The following is a 16,703-nucleotide window of genomic DNA, read 5'->3' as shown; positions in this document are numbered from 1 at the left end:
GAGGAGTGCATGCTGGACGTCGGTTTCTCGGTGCTGGGCCCGGTGGAGGTGCGAAAGGACGGCCGTCCGGTGCCGCTCGGCGGCGGCAGGCAGCGTGCGCTGCTGGTCGCGCTGCTGCTCGACGCCGACCGCGTGGTCTCCATCGACCGGCTGGTGGACGAGCTGTGGGGCGACCTGCCGCCCGAGTCCGCCCGTACCCAGGTGCACACGCTCGTGCACCGGGTACGGCGATCGCTGGGGGACGCCGGTGCGCTGATCGAGACCAGCCCGCCCGGATACGTGTTCCGTACCGGCTCGGCGCGGATCTCCGTGGCGCTGGACGTCGCCGAGTTCACCGGCCGGACCGAGCGCGCCCGGGACCTCGCCGGCCGCGGGCGGCCGGACGAGGCCGTCGCCGAGTTCCGCGCGGCGCTCGCGTTATGGCGCGGCCGGCCCCTGGACGGCGCCCGCGCGGTGTTCGTCCCCCGCGAGGCGGCACGGCTGGACGAGCTGCGCCTCGCGGCGATCGAGGAGCGACTCGGCCTTGAGCTGGCGCTGGGACGGCATGCGGCCGTGGTGGCGGAACTGGCCGCGCTGGTGGCCGAGCACCCCCTCCGGGAGGAACTCCGCGCCCGGCTGATGCTGGCCCTCTACCGTTGCGGCCGGCGCACGGAGGCGCTGGAGGCCTACCGCGCCGGGCGCGCGTTGCTCGTGGAGGAGACCGGCCTGGAACCTGCGGCCCGGCTGCGCGAGCTGCACGAGGTCATCCTGAGGGGCGACCGCGACCCCGAACCGCTCATCGCCGTCCCGGAACGCCCCCAGGAACCGCCTCCCGCCGGCCATTCGAGGCCCGCCGAGTTCGAGCTCGCCGTGTTCGAGCCCGGAACCGCCGAACCCGCCGCCACCGAGCCGGCCGGGCCCGCCGCAGCCGGCAGCAGGCGGATCCGGGTCATCGGTGTGGGCGCGGCGATGGCGCTGTCGGCCTGCGCCGGCGGATCGGCCGCGGCGGACCGGTTCACCGCCGAGGCGCCCCCGCGGTCGCCGACAGCGCAGTTCGTGCCGGGGCCCGCCTGGGTGGAGGCACCGCCGAAGCCGGTGCCGGCGGCCTTCTTCGGCACGACGATCGGAACCAAGAGCGGCGCCATGCCGGGCTTCCGCATCGGGGCGGCGCGTTTCTGGGACAGCCGTACGCGCTGGGCGAACGTCCACCCCGAGCCCGGCACGTTCGACTGGAGCAACCTCGACCGGATGGTGGCGGGCGCCGAACGCGCACGCCTTCCGATGCTCTACACGATGGGCATCACCCCGTCCTGGGCCGCGGCGCCGGACGCTCCCCGCAGCGCGTACGACGACGGCTCTAGGACGGCCCCGCCCCGCGACCTCGCCCACTGGGACACGTACGTGCGGGCAGTGGCGTCCCGCTACAAGGGACGAATCGGCGCCTACGAGATCTGGGACTTCGCCAACACCCCCGAGCACTACACGGGGGACTTGGCGACTCTGGTGGAGATGACGCACCGGGCCGCCGCCATCATCAGGAAGAAGGACCCGCGTGCCACGGTGGTGTGCCCGTCCTTCGGGAGGTTGTGGACGTCCCAGGGGCGCCAGTCCCTCGCAAGGTTCGCGACCCTGGGCGGATACCGCTCCTGTGACGCCGCCGCCGTCAAGCTTCATCCGCGCAGGAACACCGGACGTCCAGAGGAAATGACGCAACTGGCCGCCATCGTCTACAACGTCCTGCACAACGCCGGGGTGCACCTGCCCATGTACGCCACGGGGCCGGGCCATTCCGTTCCCACGGAGAAGTCCCTGCCGGAACACGACGCCAACAACTACGCGGTGCGCTTCTACCTGGCGGGCCTCTACGCCCGCTACACCCGCATGTACTTCTACAGCTGGGGGGTCCGGGTCCCGCCCATCGTGCTCCAGGTGGAGGGGAGCGCGCCGACCCGCGCGGCGCTGTTCATCGACCGGCTGCAGGACTGGCTGGACGGCGCGTCCGTCCGGTCGTGCGGGCAGGGGCGGGCCGACGGCCTGCCGGAGGGGGTCTGGCAGTGCCGGTTCACACTCCCCGGTGCGCGGGGCGGCGGGGAGGCCGCCGTGCGATGGACGGCCGAGGGGTCGGCCGCGATGACCCTTGAGCACGGCGTGCGGAGCGTCGACCATCTCGACGGGCGGTCCATGCCGGTGCGCGCCGGGCGGGCCGTGGTGATCAGCGAGCGTCCGGTCCTGATCCGCTTCAGCGGAGCGCCCTCACCAGCGGGGACAGCCACCGGATAGCGATCGGATAGGCGCGGCGCGCTACCGATTGGTGCGGATCCGTCGACGGGTGGCACGGATCCCGTGCTCCCGGGCCTCCGGGCACGAGTCACCAGAGGGAAAGAACGGAGAACGTCGCCATGCTCCGGAACTTCATCGGCCTCAGCACAGCGGTCGCGGCTCTCACCGTGCTCAGCACGATCGGCGCACCGGATCCGGCCGCCGGCGCCGCGGCCGGCCCGGCGCAGGGGGGCGGGTCGCTGCGGTCGGGCGGCTGGACGGCCGATCCGCCGATCCCCGTCGGCAAGGTCGGCTTCGGCGTCGACATCGTCGGCGTCACCGACGGGAGCATGCCCACCATCGACGTGGGCGCCGTCCGGCTCTGGGACGACGCGACGCGCTGGTCGAAGATCGAACCGCGGCAGGACGCCTACGACTGGTCGACGCTCGACGCCCTGGTCGAGGGGGCGCGGTCCAAGGGGCTGCCGGTCCTCTACACGATGGGCCAGACCCCGCTGTGGGCGAACCCCGACGGAGACCGCTGCAGGTACGGCGAGCCCTGCACCATCGACCCGCCGGACGACCTGCGCGACTGGGACGACTACGTCCACCGCGTGGCGACCCGTTACAAGGGCCGCATCGAGGCGTACGAGCTGTGGAACGAGGCCACGCACCCCGAATACTTCGGCGGCACCGCCGAGCAGATGAGGGACATGGCGCGCCGCGCCTACCAGATCATCAAGTCGGTGGACCCGTCCGCCATCGTCGTCAGCCCGAGCGCGACCATGCTGCACCGCGCCGAAGTGCAGAACTGGATGCGCCGATTCGCCGAACTCGGCGGTTACGACTACGCCGACCGGGTCGCCCTCCACCTCTACCAGGACGGGACCGACAACGTGATCGTGTGGCCGGAGCGCGCCGAGACCATGGTCGCCACGGCGCGTTCGGTCCTGGCCGGCCGGGGCGTCACCAAGCCGATATGGGACACCGAGACCACCGAGGAACCCGAAGCCGACCCGTTCCCCGGCACCGACCGCCAGGCCGCCGACTGGGTGTCCCGCTATTTCCTCATGGGCCTCCACAACCGGCTCGGACGTTCCTACTACTACGGCTGGGGCGGGACCGAGCTCGGACTCAAACTCCAGGACGCGGGACAGGAACCGACGCTCGCCGGGCACGCGGTGACGCAACTCGTCGGCTGGATGAAGGGCGCGTCCATCCGCTACTGCGGCCACGGCACCGCCGACGGGCTCCCTTCCGAAATGTGGCAGTGCGGCTTCGTCTACCAGACCGGTGAATACGCCGTCGTCCGCTGGACCCGGCAGGGGTCGGTCAGCTATCCCACCGGCCCGACCACCTACGAGGCCGAACGCATCGGTGAGTCGCCGCAGCCCGTCCAGCCGGGCCAGTCCCTGCAGATCACCGGCACCCCGGTCATCGTCCGCTACCGGTGAGGGACGACGCGATGAACCGGCGTCCCGTGTGCGCCGTGCTGGGAGCCCTGGCAGTGGTCCTGCCCGGCTGCGGACAGGACGCGTCCAAGGACCCTCGGCAGGAAGCCCACCGGCACTTGGAAAAGGCCATCAGCGGTTTGGAACAACCCCACCGGGCCGATGTCGAGGTCAGAGTGTTCGTGAACGGCATGGGTTTCCCGCCGATCAGGATGAACGCGGAGATGCGGGGCACTCAGCGCTCCGATCCCGGTCAGCACGCCACCGATCTGGACCTGCGGTCGGTCACCACCACGGTCGAACGGCAGTACAGCGAGGACCTCGTCCGGGACGGGGCCGTCCGCGTGATCGTCTTGGGCGGCCGCACGTACGTCCGCAACTCGCTGCAATCCGCAGAATGGCGAACCCTTACCGGGCCGGCGAGGATGGTGGGGAACCGAGGACTCGATCCGGCCGGCACCGGGGCGATGCTGCGGACGTCCATGGTCGCGGCGATGTTCCGGAACAAGGGCCAGTCGGCCGGGACGCCGGTCCCCACCACAACCTCGGGCGTCACCATGCGCAGATACTGGATCTCCTGCACGGTGGACGACTGCCTCAAAGACGACCCGGATATCCGCGACCTCGCCCGCAAGGTCTATCCCCGCGAGGCGGTGATCCAGATGAGGCTCTTCATTGACGACGAGGACCGCCCCCGGCTCCTGGAGGTCGAAAGCGAATTTCCCTTGGGCAACAAGGACATGACCCGGGGAGTGCTCCTCCGCTTCAAAGCGAAGCTCGCACTCCATGACCACGGCAAGCCCCAGCAGATAACCGCCCCTGCACAGTGACCCCGGAAGCGATGCCCCGGCGCCCCCGCCCTCTCAGAGTGGTCGGGCGGGGGTGACCGCTTGGCGGTGGACGACCAGGTCGAACCACTGCCGCGCGGTGCCGCCGGTGGCGTGGGAGTCGTAGGGCAGTTCGGGGGTCTCGGCGGCGATGCCGCGCGTGGTGATCGGGGACCGCAGCCACGCGCGGACCGGCGCGGGTGCGGCTGCGCGCAGGTCCATGAGCAGTTGGTCGAAGCGGGTGGCCTGGCCGAAGGGGTGCTCGACCCACTCCTCGCGCGGAGGCGGCATCAGAACCGGGCCGCTTTCCCCGGCGATGGTCCCGTGGTCGAAGGTGAATCCGATGGACCGGTAGCGGTCCCCGAACCAGCGTCGCAGGTACGACCCGACGCTCGCGAAGGCCATCTCGCCCTGCTCCGGGCTGAACAGGCGCATCCCCGGGGCGGCGGCGGTGTGCGGGGTGGCCGCCCAGTACACGACCTTGCCGTGGTGGTGGCCGCGCCACCAGCGCAGGTTCTCCGCCGCGCGGGCGTCCCGGAAGGCGTAGGAGGTCTCACGCGGGATGTAGTAGTTGAGGTAGAAGGAGCGGATCTGCTTGGCGGCGTGCACCGCCAGCGAGTACGCCCGGTCGCCGGGCCGGTGCGGCAGCCGCTCGACCATGTCGTACAGGTCGCGGGCGTGCTCGACGTAGGGCTCCTTGTCCGTCACCTCGTGCATGTACCAGCCGGCGTGGGCCCAGGCGTCCTGCTTCCTCGGCCGGAGCCACTTCATGTGCCTTCGCAGTTGGGGGACGAGCGACGGCGCGGCCTTCGCGACGTGCGCGCCGACGATGTCGTAGGCCGGGAGCCAGGTCGTGTAGTACTCCACGCCCACGAACCTGACCTGGTCGTTCTTCTTGCGTCCGGTGTTGAAGTCGCGCAGCCAGTTCAGCGCGTCGGCGGTGTCGCGGTCGGCCCAGGCGCCGCTCGTCCGCCGCAGCAGCGCGTCGACGTCCCCCTGACCGGTGCGGATGTACCGGTCGATCTCCAGGCCGAGCGTCCAGTCGTCCTCCCAGGCGATGGACCGGAACCCCATCCGCTCCACCAGGTAGCGCATGGTGCGGTGCTTGAGCCCGGTCACCTCCCGCAGCCCGTGCTGGGGCTCGCCCAGGCCGACGATCGAGGCGTTCCCGACCGAACGCCGCAGGGGCTCCAGGTCGTCCAGCGGCGCGCCCGGATCGACGGTGCCGAGCCGATGCGCGTTCCGCTCGATCCACTCGGTCACCGCCCGCGTTTCCAGGACGGCGGACGCGGCCGCGGGACGCGCGCCCGTCTCGGCGGCGGCCTGCGCGGTGAGGCCGACACCGGAGAACAGGACGACCGTCCCCGCGGCGGATGCGGCGAACCGCAACGCTGTGCGCTGTTGCATGGCGGATTCCCTTCCAGCCGGGTGTGCTGCGACCCCGCACACACTCGCCGCAACGTCCGTCCCGCCACATCCGCCCACGGGAGGCTCCACGCATACCCCCACCGCCGTACCCGCCACGCCTCACCCACCCCGGAAGTGATCAACTTGTGGTGTCAAGCGGGACGCTGACGTTCCTGCGGCGCTCCTCGGAAGCTGGGACCGGTGGAGGGGCGTGGTGTGAGGGCGGAGTACGGTACTGGTTTGTGAGCCTCAGCCGCGCCGGTTCCCGGCTTGCCGCGGTGAAGCAGGCGGCGGCCACCCTCTACGCGGGAGTCGGCATGTTCGTCGCCGCCCGCATGCTCATGTACCCGCTCCGCCCGGCCGACCTCACCCCGCCGTACTGGGTGGCGATGGGCGCCACCGCCATCACCGTCCTGGCCGGGGCCCGCATCGTGCAGATGGCCGACACCCCGATGGTCACCGCCACCCGCGGCCTGATCGCCGGCTCGTCGGTGGTGGTGTGGGCGTTCGGCACCTGGCTCATCCCGCCGCTGGTCGCGGCGGGCTGGTGGCGGCACGTCGTGCACCGCGTCCCGCTGCGCTACGAGGCGACGCTGTGGAGCGTGACCTTCCCGCTCGGCATGTACGGCGTCCCGACCCCGGCTGGCCGACCGGCCACGGCCGGGACGCCGACGCCGACGATCCGCCGCCGAGCAGGGGGTGACGCCCGGCGCCAGGTCAGCTGCGTGAACTCCACAGAGACTAACCGGTCAGTTGGTCAGCTGCAGGGTGGGCCCGGAGGCCGTTGGTCTGGGACGGCGGCGCCGCTGCCTGCTTGGAAGCCTTCTGGGGCAAGCAGAAGGCGTGGGCGCTGAGGTGCAGAGGGTTTCGCTGGGAACCGCCGGATTCGGACCGAACCCACCGCATGGTCGGTTACACTCAAGTCGATTTGATCTCGCAGTCGCGGGTCGTGGAGTCCGCCCCGGACGCCGGCGCAGCTCAGAGCGAACCGGGGCATCCTCGCGGGAAGGACGAAAGAGTGATCGGCAGCAGTTCGGAGCGGAGGCGGGTGCGGTATGCCTAGGCCGTCGCGCCGGGTCGACGTGCGCGCCACCGCGGCGCGCATCTTCCGCGAGCACGGGTACCTCGCCGCGACCATGGACCAGATCGCCGACGAGGTCGGGCTCAACAAGGGGACCCTGTACCACTACTACCCCTCCAAGAGCGCGATCCTGTACGAGCTGCTGTCCGAGCAGGTCGACGCGACCCTGGACATGCTGGCGCGGGTACCGCTGACCGGCAGCAGCACCGAGCGCATGCGCTTCTTCGTCCGCGAGCAGGTCGCACACGTCGCCACCAGCCATGACGAGCTGGTCGTGTTCTTCCAAGAGGTCCCGTGGATGGACCAGCGGCTGTCCGCCGAGGACGCGCGGTCGATCCGGCAGCGGATCTACCGCTACGAGGAGTTCGTGAAGTCGCTCCTGGCCGAGGGCGTGCGCACCGACGAGTTCCGGCCGCTCGCGCCGTCGACGACCCTGTACTCGATCATCGGGATCCTCGCCTACGTGCCCAACTGGTATCGCCGTCCCGAAGACGGCACGGACGACCTCCTGGTCGAAGAGGTCACCGACTTCGTGATGGGCGGCATCTGCGCCGCACCGCCCGAGAAGCCGGCCACCGGAGCCCGCCGCAATTCGCGGAAATGACCCGTCCGGTCCCGGTGGGACACCGGCTCGGCGGCAGAGCATCTTCGTCTCGAGCATTGCCAACCGACTGGCTGGTTGGTTAACTTCTGCGGAGCCGGCGGGCGGCGGAGCCCGAGGGAGGAGCCGGAGCCCATGGACGCCGAGATCGAAGCGCTGCGCCGCGAAGTGCGGTGGCTGCGCGATCACGAGGAGATCCGTCGGCTGCGCTGAGCCCGGACTGGGCCGCGTGGAGCAGGGAGGCGGCCGGTCGGGCCGCGGACGGCTGGCCCGCGATGGTCGAGGAGCTGCGCGCGCTCCAGGACGCCGCCGCCGGCGCCGTCCCCCCGGCGGACGCCGTGCGGGAGGCGAGCGTGCTGCTCGCACGGGCCCGGGAGCTGCTGGAACGGCACCGGGGCGCCGCGGCGGACCAGATCTTCGGCCGCCTGCTGGAGCTGCCCGGACGCGGGCAGACCCTCAGCCCGCCGCTGTGGATCACCCGCCACGCGGACGACGAGATCACCGCCACCACGTGGTTCGGGCCCTTCCACGCGGGCAGCCACGGCGCGGTCCACGGCGGCGCGGTCTCCCTGATGTTCGACGACGCGCTCGGCCGGGTCGCGGACCTGGGCGGAAGGCCGAGATCGCGCACCGCGTACCTGCACGTCGACTTCCGCGGCATCACGCCGCTGCGGCGCCGGCTGGCGGTCCGGGTGCGGATGAGCGGGCAGGAGGGACGCAAGCGGTACCTGCAAGGCATGCTGCACGACGGCCCGCGCCTGTGCGCGGAGGCCACCGCACTGTTCGTGGAGATGCGCCCGGGACAGCAGTGAGCGATGCCCCGGGCGCACGGCCGATGCCCTGAAGGGGGCCTGGCCCGGCCCTAGGACTGGTCGGTCAGCACCTCTTCGACGGGGACCGGGACCGACGGGGGCTCGGGGAGCCGGGCCGGTGTGCGGGAGAAGCGGGGCGCGGGAGCGGCCTGGGTGAGCCCATCGCGGGTGACGGTCGTGGCGCGCGCGGCGACGTGCGGGTGGCCGGGTGCCTCGGCGAAGGAGAGGACCGGTGTGACGCACGCGTCGGTGTCGGCGAAGGTCTTCGCCCAGTCGTCCCGCGTCCGGGTCGCGAACACCGCGGCGAGGACGGCCTTGAGCTCCGGCCAGCGCTCCCGGTCGTTCTGCGCCGGCAGCTCCGCGTCCGCGAGGCCGAGCCCCTCCAGGAGCGCGGCGTAGAACTGCGGTTCGATCGCCCCGACCGCGACATGACGGCCGTCCGCGCAGGTGTAGGTGTCGTAGAACGGGGCGGCCCCGTCGAGCAGGTTGGCTTCGCGCTCGTCGGTCCAGGCGTCCTGGGCGAGGAGGTTCCAGACCATCTGCGAGAGCAGTGCGGACCCGTCCACCATCGCCGCGTCGACCACCTGGCCCTGCCCGGACCGCTGGGCCTCCCACGCCGCGGCCAGGACGCCGATCACCAGGAGCATGGAACCCCCGCCGAAGTCCCCGACGAGGTTGAGCGGGGGCACGGGACGCTCCCCGGCGCGCCCGATGGCGTGCAGCACACCGGTCAGCGAGATGTAGTTGATGTCGTGGCCGGCGCGCTGGGCCAGCGGACCGTCCTGGCCCCACCCCGTCATCCGCGCGTACACCAGCCGGGGGTTGCGGGCGTGGCACTGCTCCGGGCCGACCCCGAGGCGTTCGGTCACTCCGGGGCGATAGCCCTCGAGGAGGACGTCGGCCCACTCGGCCAGCCGCAGCACGTTCTCCCGGTCGGCGGGGTCCTTGAGGTCGGCCGCGACGCGCCTGCGGCCGCGCAGTGTCGGATCCCGGTCCGCCGCTCCGATCTGGAGGCCGCCCGACGGCCGGTCCACCCGGACGACGTCGGCTCCCAGATCGGCCAGGATCATCGCGGCGTGCGGCCCGGGACCGATGCCGGCGAGCTCCACGACCTTGAGTCCGCTGAGGGGTCCTTCTCGGTGCACTCTGGCCTCCCGGTTGTTCGGATGAGTCGGTGGAAAGCGACGCCGGCGCCGACCCGAAGGGCGGAGCGGTCAGTCCTGGTCGAGGTGCGCCCGCGCCAGGTCGGTCCACTGGTCGGTGGTCGAGGCGAACCGGCGCGGATCCTCCCCGCCGTCCATCGCGCCGGAATCGAACCTCATCGCCGTGCGCAGGCACAGGCACGCCAGCCGCCAGGCCGCCAGCGAGCGGTAGAGGCTCAGGCGGCCGAGGTCGGCCCCGGACATCCGGGCGTAGACCGCGATCGCCTCCGCCTCGGTGACGGAACCGGGCGCCGCGGTCGGGACCGTCGCGCCGAGCATCGCACCGGGCGGCGGGTTCCAGTAGTTCAGGAGCATCCCGAGGTCCGCCAGCGGCTCCCCGAGCGTGACCAGCTCCCAGTCCAGGACCGCGCGGACGGAGCCGTCCGCGCCGGTGATCGCGTTGCCCAGCCGGTAGTCGCCGTGCACGATCCGGCCGCGCGCGTCCCGCGGCAGCCGGTCCGCGAGCTCGGCTCCCAGCCGGGCGAGGCGTGCGGTGCGGCCGCCGTCGAGCGGGGAGTCCAGTGCCTCCAGATCGGCGAGGACGGCGCGGAAGCGGCGCAGCTGCCTGCCGTTGTAGTCGGCGCGCGGGCCGAGGTCCCCGAGCCCGACCGCGTCCGGATCCACCGCGTGGAGCTCGGCGAGCACCGAGACGATCTCGATGGACGCGCGCCGCAGGCCGCCGGGGGTGAGCACCCGCCGCGCCTGCTCGGCGCGGTCGAGCACGAAGCCCTCGACGAAGTCGGTGACGTGGCACGGCACGCCTAGGGGGTCCGCCGCGCCGCCGGTCATCCGGACGCGGGGCACCGGCACGGCGGTGTCCCAGAGCGCCGCCATGGCACGTGCCTCGCGCGCGGCGTCGTGGGCGCGGCCGCCGGAGTGACCGGCGGGGGCGTGGCGGAGTGCCCACGCGTGCCCGGCCCGGTCGGTCATGCGGTAGGTGAGCATGCTGTAGCCGCCGGCGATCCTGTCGAAGGCGATCGGAGGCTCCGCCTCGGGCAGGCCGTCGCGGAGCCAGTCCGCGACGTCCTGGGGGACGTGGTCGGACAGCGGGGGAGTGGTCGCCGTCATGAGGGCTCGGCGGTCTGCCGCATGCCGAGCGGGAGGCCGTCGACAAGCTGGTCGAGGATCTCGACGACGCCGAGCCCGGTCCGCCCGTCGTCGGTCCTGAACTCGTACGCCGAGTAGCCGATCCGGGTGTCCAGTGCCGCTCCGTCCTCGTCCCGGCGGTGGTGGCGCAGGGGGAAGAAGCGGTGGGGCGTCGCGGCCGTCGCGGTCAGGGTCACCGGGCCGTCCGGGGTCGACAGCGCGATCACGACCTCTTCCCCGAAGCCGTCGTCGGTCCAGCGGACGCGGACGTCGCGGAGGCCGGCCTCGGTGAGCGCGCCGTCCTTGACGAGGGCGGCCTCCCTGGTCGTCTCACCGCTGCGGCGCGCCACGATGAGCGCCATGACCTGCGTCCCGTCGTCCAGGTTCGCGATGGCCCAGCGGTACCAGTGCGGCCCGGCCCAGTCGCGCGGCCCCCACGAATGGTCGCGCAGTCCGCGCCCGTCGACCTCGATGCGGCGGCCGTCCACGGTGACGGTCCCCCGCACCGCGATGAACTGCTCGAAGTGCCCGAGCGCCATCGACTCCTCGACGTAGTTGGCCGGGTCGTCCCCGTTCGTGCCGAACGGCGGGCCCTGGCCGCGGACGTCGAGTTCGATCCGCACGGTGCGGCGCGGCGCCTCGCGGAACGCCGCCGACGGGGTGGTGAGCACGCGCGGGTCGGCGAACGACGCGAGCCGTCCGTCGAAGGTCAGCCGCTGCCGCCGGAGCGGCTCGACGATCTCGAAGGCGAGGTCGCCCGCCGTGAGCCCGCCGGGGGCGGCCGCGGACAGGCGCCGGTAGTCGAAGAGCGCCTCGCCGGGCAGGAACAGCATCACCCCCGCCTGGGCCGCAGGCCGGTTCTCCTGGATGGCGACGCGGAGCCAGCCCACCGCACCGCTCTCCGGACAGGCGAAGTTGTAGTAGGTGCTCTCGTTGTACGCCGGGTCGTCGCCGGCGACGTGCCGGTACTCGTGGTGCGGTTCGATCTGCTCGACGAACATCGACACGGCGGGCCTCCTAAGCCAACTGTCTGGTTGACAACCTAGGAGAGGGCCTGCGTTCGGGTCAAGGTGCCAGCGGGCTGGGGAGCTGGGCACATGGCGGAGGTGATGCCGATGGCGCCGTCCACTAAACTAACCGGACAGTCGGTTATGTTCTGGGTCACGCCAGGGTCGTCGGCGTATCGCCGGAGGGGGAGGTCGCGTGATGGGCCGTCATGAGTGGGCGCGCACCGGAGTCGAGGAGGTGGCGCCCGGGGTGCACCGGATCCCGCTTAGGATGCCGGGTGACGTGCTGGCGGCGACCAATGTCTACGCCATCGTCGGTGCCGACGAGATCGGCCTGGTGGACGGCGGGTGGTTCGCCGAGCCGGCGTGGCGGGACCTGGAAGCGGGACTGGCGGCGCTGGGCGCCGGGACCGGGGACGTCGGGGCGGTCGCGGTGACCCATGCGCATCCCGACCACTACACCCTGGCGGTGGAGCTGCGGCGCCGCACCGGGTGCACGACCTACCTGGGCGCCGGCGAGCGGGCGACGGTCGAGGCCATCGGCGGCGGCGGCCGCGGGCTCGCCCTCGATCGGGTTCGAGCCGGTCGACGACCGCCACCTTCCGCTGGCCGGAGCACCGCCGAGACGCCTGGACCGGCGCGACGGTGAACGGCCCCCGGCTTCCGGCGTGTCCCGACCGGCCTGCCTCTGGAAGAAATGACGAGCGGGGCACCCCTGGAAGGGATGCCCCGCTCGCCGGGGTGCCGCCGGCTCAGCCGGCCGGGACGACCATGCCGTCCTTGACCGGGCTGTACGGCACGAAGACGAAGTCCTCGGGCGTCACGTCGGGGAAGTGGTTCTCGCTGGAGAAGCCGACGGGCATGACGTAGTTGGGCATGTCCTCGGGCTTGGCGTTCTCCACCGCCTTGGCCATCTGCTCGGGGTCGAAGCCCCCCGCGAGGTCGGCGGCGTACGCGGCGAGCATCACGTCGTCGTACGCCACGAGGTAGGTGTTGATCGGGAACGGCAGCTTGCCGCCCGCCTCCTTGAGCACCGCGTCGTAGAAGGTCTTGAACGCCTTCGACTCCGTCTGCGGCGTGCCCTTCACGTTCGCGGCCAGCTGCTGGAACTCGATGCCCTCGAACGCCGACGGGTCGGCGATGTCGGCCAGGTTGTTGGCCGAGAACGTCTGGGCCGAGTACGTCGGGATGTCGACGCCGAGCTTGGTCCGCGCCGAGACAACCGCGGCGGCGCCCGGGAAGTAGCCGGCGAAGACGAGCGCGTCCGGCTTGCCGGCGAGGGCCTGCTGGAGCTGCGCCGTCGCGTCGACCGCGCTCGGCGGGACGCCCACGAAGGTGGCCTTGATGCCGGCCTCCTCGAAGGCGGGCTTCGCCACCGCCTCGAACGCCTGGCCCGAGGAGTCGTCGGAGTCGACCACTCCGACGCTGGCGTGGCCCTCCTGCTTGAGCTTCTGCACGAGGCTCTCGGTGTAGTCCGGGATCGTGTGCGCGTTGCCGAACACGAGCGGGTACTTCTTCGGGTCGTTGAAGGTGTTCGCCGTGAAGTGCTGGGACACGAACACGCCGGCGTTGGCGAGGATGGGGATGCCCGCAGGGATCTCGGCGGCGCTGCCGGGCAGGACCGCGTGGGGCTTCCCGCCGCTCAGCAGTTCCTGGAGCTTCGCGGCCAGCTGGTCCGGGCTGCCGGCGTCGTCGGTGATGCTGACCTCGAGGTCCTTGCCGAGCACGCCGCCGTTGGCGTTGACGACCGCCACGGCGGCCTTGTTGCCGACGGACATGGCCTGGCCCACGGGGGCCACCGGGCCGCTCAGCGCCTGGAAGATCTCGATCTTCATCGGGCCCGCGGACGATGGCGTACCGCCGTCACCGCCCTCGCCGGAGTTCCCGCACCCGGAGGCGGCGAGCATCGCGACGGCGGCCGCCGCCGCCAGTCGAGTCCAGTTCGACCTCATGGGCCAACCCCTTCTGATTCATACAAATGATCATATACCTCTATATGATTCAAGATGTGACCGTAGCCACACCGCGGAAGCGGAGTCAAGGTCTGCGGCCCGATGAGCAGGCAAGGGCCGTGCCCCCGCCGGGGTCGGCGGCCTGAGATCAGTGCCCGGCTCTCCGCGGCGCCGGTCCCGTCCGGCGGGAGGATTGCCTTAATGATTTAGTTGATTTAGATATGAGGTGCGGCATATGGTGCCGCCACCAGCGCGGTCCGGCGACCGCGGAACCGGCGTACGGCAGGGGCTCTGATGACGATCGTGTGGGCGGGGTTGTCGTTGGGCGCGGTCTACGCGCTCATCGCCATCGGCTACAACATCACGATGACGTTCGGGGGCGTCTTCAACCTCGCCCACGGCGCGTTCGTGGTCCTCAGCGCGTTCTTCTCGTGGTTCGTCATCGTCGACCAGGGCTGGCCTTGGTGGACCGCGGCGCTCCTCGGGACGGCGGGCGGCGCCCTCCTGGCGGGGATCGAGGAACTGGTCGCGGTGCGCCCGGTGCTCCGGCGGGAGAACGGGCACGCGCTGCTCGTCACGACGGTCGGCGCGTTCGTCGTCATCGAGGGGGTCCTGATGGCGACCTGGGGCGAGGAGCCCAAGTCGATCCCGTTCTTCGGAGGCCAGGAGGCGATGACCCTGCTCGGCGGCCGGGTCGCGCGGGTGGACCTCTGGCTGATCGCCGCCGCGGTGGCGATCGGGGCCGGGCTGCACCTGTTCTCCCGCCGCAGCCTCTGGGGGCTGGCCGCGCGCGGCGCGACCACCGACCCCCAAGCCGCCAAGCTGCGCGGCGTCAACGTCGCCGCGCTGCGCACCGGCGCCTTCGCCCTCGCCGGGGCGCTCGCGGGGCTGCTCGGCCCGCTCATGACGCCGAAGACGGGCGCCAGCGTCAGCATCGCGATCACCCTCACGGTGTTCGGCTTCGTGGCGCTCGCCGTGGGCGGCTTCGGCAGCTTCCTAGGATCGATCGTCGGCGGTCTCGTCATCGGGCTGGTGCAGAGCTACAGCAGCCGGTATCTCGGGGTCGAGTACCCGCCGCTGCTCCTGTTCGCGCTCCTGCTAGCGGTGCTCGTCGTGCGGCCCACGGGCCTGTTCGGCCAGCGCGGCCTGAGGGCGGTGTGACCATGGCGGCGGACAGGCTTCGATCACTGGTGACCGGGACGCCCCTCCTCGCGGTCCTCGGCTTCCTCGTCGTCCTCATGCTCCCCGCGATGGGACTCGACTTCTACTGGCAGCGCCAGGTCATGCTGATCGCGGTCTACACCCTGATCTGCAGCGGGCTCAACCTCAGCTTCGGGTACGCCGGCGAGCTCGCCCTGGGGCAGGTCGCCGTGTTCGCGTCCGGCGCGTACGTCGCCGCGGTGCTCTACAACCACGGCCACACCGACATCCTGCTCGCCTTCCTCGCGGCGGCCGCGGTCGCCGCCGTCGCGGGCCTCATCTCGGGGGTGCCGGGCCTGCGGCTGAGCCACTGGTCGCTTGCGCTCGTCTCCTTCTTCTTCATCCTGCTGATCCCCAGCCTGGTGTCGATCTTCGAGGAGCAGACCGGCGGCAGCGCCGGGCTGCCCGGGGTGATCGGCCCCACGCTCTTCGGCCGCCAGCTCCTGGGCGCGGACTTCTTCCGGCTCGCGATCGCGGTCACGTTCGTCTGGATGCTGGTCTTCCGGAACATGGTCGTGTCCCGGTTCGGCACCATGCTCCGCGTCCTCGCGTCCAGCACCACCCTGGCGGAGACCATGGGCGGCTCGGTCTACCGGCTGCGCCTGCAGGCCTACGTCCTCGGCGCCCTGCCCGCGGGGATCGCCGGCGTCCTCTACACGTACATGACGGGCTTCATCAGCCCGGAGGCGTTCACGATGACGCTGACCATCGCGTTGCTGGCCGCCACCGTGCTGGGCGGCGCGGACAGCGTGTGGGGGGCGCCCGTCGGGGCGGCCGTCCTGGTGCTGGGGCCGCTGCAGGCGGCGTCCTTCGAGCAGTACTCGACCGCGGTGTACGGCGGCTTCCTGGTCGTCGTCGGCGTCGCGTTCTCGGCGGGCCTGGCCGGCATCAGCCGGCGGCTGCTCCGGGGGTTCGAGGTGCGCCGGCTCAAGCGGCGCCCGGCCGCGGACGCCCCCGAGGCCGGGGCGGGGAAGGGCGAGCTCACGATTCCGGGCGAGCAGCTCGAGATCACCGGCGTCACCAAGGCCTTCGCCGGCCTCAAGGCGCTGAACGGGGTCGACCTGACCGTCGAGCCCGGGACGATCACCGCCGTCATCGGCGCCAACGGCGCGGGCAAGACGACGCTGCTGAACGCGGTGTCCGGGGTCCTCCGCCCCGACACCGGGAGCATCGCCCTCGCCGGCCGGGAACTCACCGGGCTGCGGGCCGGCAAGGTCGCGCGGGTGGGCGTCGGGCGCACCTTCCAGACACCGCTCATCCCGTCCGGCATGTCGGTACTGGAGGTCGTCGAGACGGGACGGCTCCGGCACGGCGGCCTCGGGCTGATCGGCGCCGTCCTGCGGCTGCCGCCCTTCTACCGGGTCCGCAGGCAGGACCGGGAGGCGGCCCTGGCCGCGCTGTCGTTCGCCGGGCTGGAGCAGCGTGCCCACGAGGGCGCCAACTCGCTGCCGCTGGGCACCCGCAGGCTCCTCGAGGTCGTCCGCGCGGTGGCCGGCGAGCCGCACATCCTGCTGCTCGACGAGCCGGCGGCGGGACTCGACGACGACGGCCTGCACGAGCTCGCGACGCTGATGCGGCGCACCCGGGACGCGGGCGGGACGGTGGTCCTGGTCGAGCACAACGTGCCGTTCGTCATGGACATCGCCGACCACGTCTTCGCCATGGAGCTGGGCGAGGTCATCGCGTCCGGGACGCCGGAGGAGGTCCGCCGCGACCGGCGGGTCATCGACAGCTACCTCGGCCGCCGGGGCGGGGAGCACGGGCCGCCCGGGGCGGCGGGGGATCGGTCCCCGTCCGCCGACGAGACGGCATCCAGCGGGACGGAGGTCGGGTCATGAG

At 72.0% G+C, this 16,703-nt stretch carries 14 protein-coding genes; 9 read left to right on the top strand and 5 right to left on the bottom strand.

What is annotated here, in order from left to right:
- Positions 1–9 precede the first annotated feature (9 nt).
- From IEZ03_RS16115 to IEZ03_RS16105, 3 genes are all read left to right on the top strand, one after another.
- Positions 10–2,259, top strand: a complete 2,250-nt coding sequence (locus tag IEZ03_RS16115; protein ID WP_184883692.1) for a BTAD domain-containing putative transcriptional regulator — start codon at positions 10–12, stop codon at positions 2,257–2,259.
- 119 nt (positions 2,260–2,378) lie between these two features.
- Positions 2,379–3,692: an endo-1,4-beta-xylanase gene (locus IEZ03_RS16110; protein WP_184883694.1), complete on the top strand. Its 1,314-nt coding sequence runs from the start codon at positions 2,379–2,381 to the stop codon at positions 3,690–3,692.
- A 53-nt stretch (positions 3,693–3,745) separates the two neighbouring features.
- Complete coding sequence (locus IEZ03_RS16105; protein ID WP_184883696.1) at positions 3,746–4,519, top strand: P-loop NTPase family protein; 774 nt, start codon at positions 3,746–3,748, stop codon at positions 4,517–4,519.
- A 33-nt stretch (positions 4,520–4,552) separates the two neighbouring features.
- Here IEZ03_RS16105 and IEZ03_RS16100 read toward each other — a convergent pair whose 3' ends face one another.
- Positions 4,553–5,923: an erythromycin esterase family protein gene (locus tag IEZ03_RS16100; protein WP_184883699.1), complete on the bottom strand. Its 1,371-nt coding sequence runs from the start codon at positions 5,921–5,923 to the stop codon at positions 4,553–4,555.
- Between the two features lie 242 nt (positions 5,924–6,165).
- On the opposite strand from IEZ03_RS16100, the gene IEZ03_RS37945 reads away from it, so the two are divergent.
- The 3 genes from IEZ03_RS37945 to IEZ03_RS16085 all read left to right on the top strand — a co-directional run bounded on the left by IEZ03_RS37945 (position 6,166) and on the right by IEZ03_RS16085 (position 8,417).
- Complete coding sequence (locus tag IEZ03_RS37945; RefSeq protein ID WP_221480681.1) at positions 6,166–6,777, top strand: SLAC1 family transporter; 612 nt, start codon at positions 6,166–6,168, stop codon at positions 6,775–6,777.
- 201 nt (positions 6,778–6,978) lie between these two features.
- A complete protein-coding gene (locus tag IEZ03_RS16090) occupies positions 6,979–7,608 on the top strand; it encodes a TetR/AcrR family transcriptional regulator (protein ID WP_184883701.1) in 630 nt (209 codons plus the stop codon).
- Positions 7,609–7,778: 170 nt separating this feature from the next.
- Positions 7,779–8,417 (top strand): hotdog family protein, encoded by a 639-nt coding sequence (locus IEZ03_RS16085; protein ID WP_184883703.1) that lies wholly within the window; start codon positions 7,779–7,781, stop codon positions 8,415–8,417.
- Positions 8,418–8,467: 50 nt separating this feature from the next.
- On the opposite strand, the gene IEZ03_RS16080 is transcribed toward IEZ03_RS16085, so the two are convergent.
- From IEZ03_RS16080 to IEZ03_RS16070, 3 genes are all read right to left on the bottom strand, one after another.
- On the bottom strand, positions 8,468–9,562 hold the full coding sequence (locus IEZ03_RS16080) for a CaiB/BaiF CoA transferase family protein (RefSeq protein ID WP_184883705.1): 1,095 nt from the start codon (positions 9,560–9,562) through the stop codon (positions 8,468–8,470).
- A 69-nt stretch (positions 9,563–9,631) separates the two neighbouring features.
- Positions 9,632–10,687, bottom strand: a complete 1,056-nt coding sequence (locus IEZ03_RS16075; RefSeq protein ID WP_184883707.1) for a phosphotransferase family protein — start codon at positions 10,685–10,687, stop codon at positions 9,632–9,634.
- Entirely contained in the window at positions 10,684–11,706 is a 1,023-nt protein-coding gene (locus tag IEZ03_RS16070; RefSeq protein WP_425117539.1) for a DUF7064 domain-containing protein, read from the bottom strand. Before IEZ03_RS16070 ends, IEZ03_RS16075 begins: the two co-directional genes overlap by 4 nt.
- Before the next feature lie 205 nt (positions 11,707–11,911).
- Here IEZ03_RS16070 and IEZ03_RS16065 point away from each other — a divergent pair, with 205 nt between their 5' ends.
- The gene (locus IEZ03_RS16065; protein WP_184883711.1) at positions 11,912–12,361 is read left to right on the top strand and encodes an MBL fold metallo-hydrolase; all 450 of its coding nucleotides are present in this window, start codon (positions 11,912–11,914) and stop codon (positions 12,359–12,361) included.
- A gap of 103 nt (positions 12,362–12,464) precedes the next feature.
- Here IEZ03_RS16065 and IEZ03_RS16060 read toward each other — a convergent pair whose 3' ends face one another.
- Complete coding sequence (locus IEZ03_RS16060) at positions 12,465–13,664, bottom strand: ABC transporter substrate-binding protein (RefSeq protein ID WP_184883713.1); 1,200 nt, start codon at positions 13,662–13,664, stop codon at positions 12,465–12,467.
- Between the two features lie 294 nt (positions 13,665–13,958).
- On the opposite strand from IEZ03_RS16060, the gene IEZ03_RS16055 reads away from it, so the two are divergent.
- Positions 13,959–14,825 carry a branched-chain amino acid ABC transporter permease gene (locus IEZ03_RS16055; protein WP_184883715.1) on the top strand — a complete coding sequence of 289 codons (867 nt, stop codon included), beginning with the start codon at positions 13,959–13,961 and terminating at the stop codon, positions 14,823–14,825.
- A gap of 2 nt (positions 14,826–14,827) precedes the next feature.
- Positions 14,828–16,702, top strand: a complete 1,875-nt coding sequence (locus tag IEZ03_RS16050) for a branched-chain amino acid ABC transporter ATP-binding protein/permease (RefSeq protein ID WP_184883717.1) — start codon at positions 14,828–14,830, stop codon at positions 16,700–16,702.
- Position 16,703: the final 1 nt, after the last annotated feature.

It is taken from the genome of Actinomadura livida, from assembly GCF_014648675.1.
In the GTDB taxonomy this organism is placed as follows: Bacteria; Actinomycetota; Actinomycetes; order Streptosporangiales; family Streptosporangiaceae; genus Spirillospora; species Spirillospora livida.
The sequence above is the reverse complement of the archived record's forward strand: the minus strand, read 5'-3'. Positions and strand labels throughout refer to the sequence as shown.

Bases quoted from the DNA above. Each gene is read 5' to 3' on its own strand.
- IEZ03_RS16050 (WP_184883717.1), top strand. From the start codon at position 14,828: ATGGCGGCGGACAGGCTTCGATCACTGGTGACCGGGACGCCCCTCCTC.
- IEZ03_RS16055 (WP_184883715.1), top strand. From the start codon at position 13,959: ATGACGATCGTGTGGGCGGGGTTGTCGTTGGGCGCGGTCTACGCGCTC.
- IEZ03_RS16065 (WP_184883711.1), top strand. From the start codon at position 11,912: ATGGGCCGTCATGAGTGGGCGCGCACCGGAGTCGAGGAGGTGGCGCCC.
- IEZ03_RS16090 (WP_184883701.1), top strand. From the start codon at position 6,979: ATGCCTAGGCCGTCGCGCCGGGTCGACGTGCGCGCCACCGCGGCGCGC.
- IEZ03_RS16060 (WP_184883713.1), bottom strand. From the start codon at position 13,664: ATGAGGTCGAACTGGACTCGACTGGCGGCGGCGGCCGCCGTCGCGATG.
- IEZ03_RS16100 (WP_184883699.1), bottom strand. From the start codon at position 5,923: ATGCAACAGCGCACAGCGTTGCGGTTCGCCGCATCCGCCGCGGGGACG.
- IEZ03_RS16110 (WP_184883694.1), top strand. From the start codon at position 2,379: ATGCTCCGGAACTTCATCGGCCTCAGCACAGCGGTCGCGGCTCTCACC.
- IEZ03_RS16115 (WP_184883692.1), top strand. From the start codon at position 10: ATGCTGGACGTCGGTTTCTCGGTGCTGGGCCCGGTGGAGGTGCGAAAG.
- IEZ03_RS16075 (WP_184883707.1), bottom strand. From the start codon at position 10,687: ATGACGGCGACCACTCCCCCGCTGTCCGACCACGTCCCCCAGGACGTC.
- IEZ03_RS16070 (WP_425117539.1), bottom strand. From the start codon at position 11,706: ATGTTCGTCGAGCAGATCGAACCGCACCACGAGTACCGGCACGTCGCC.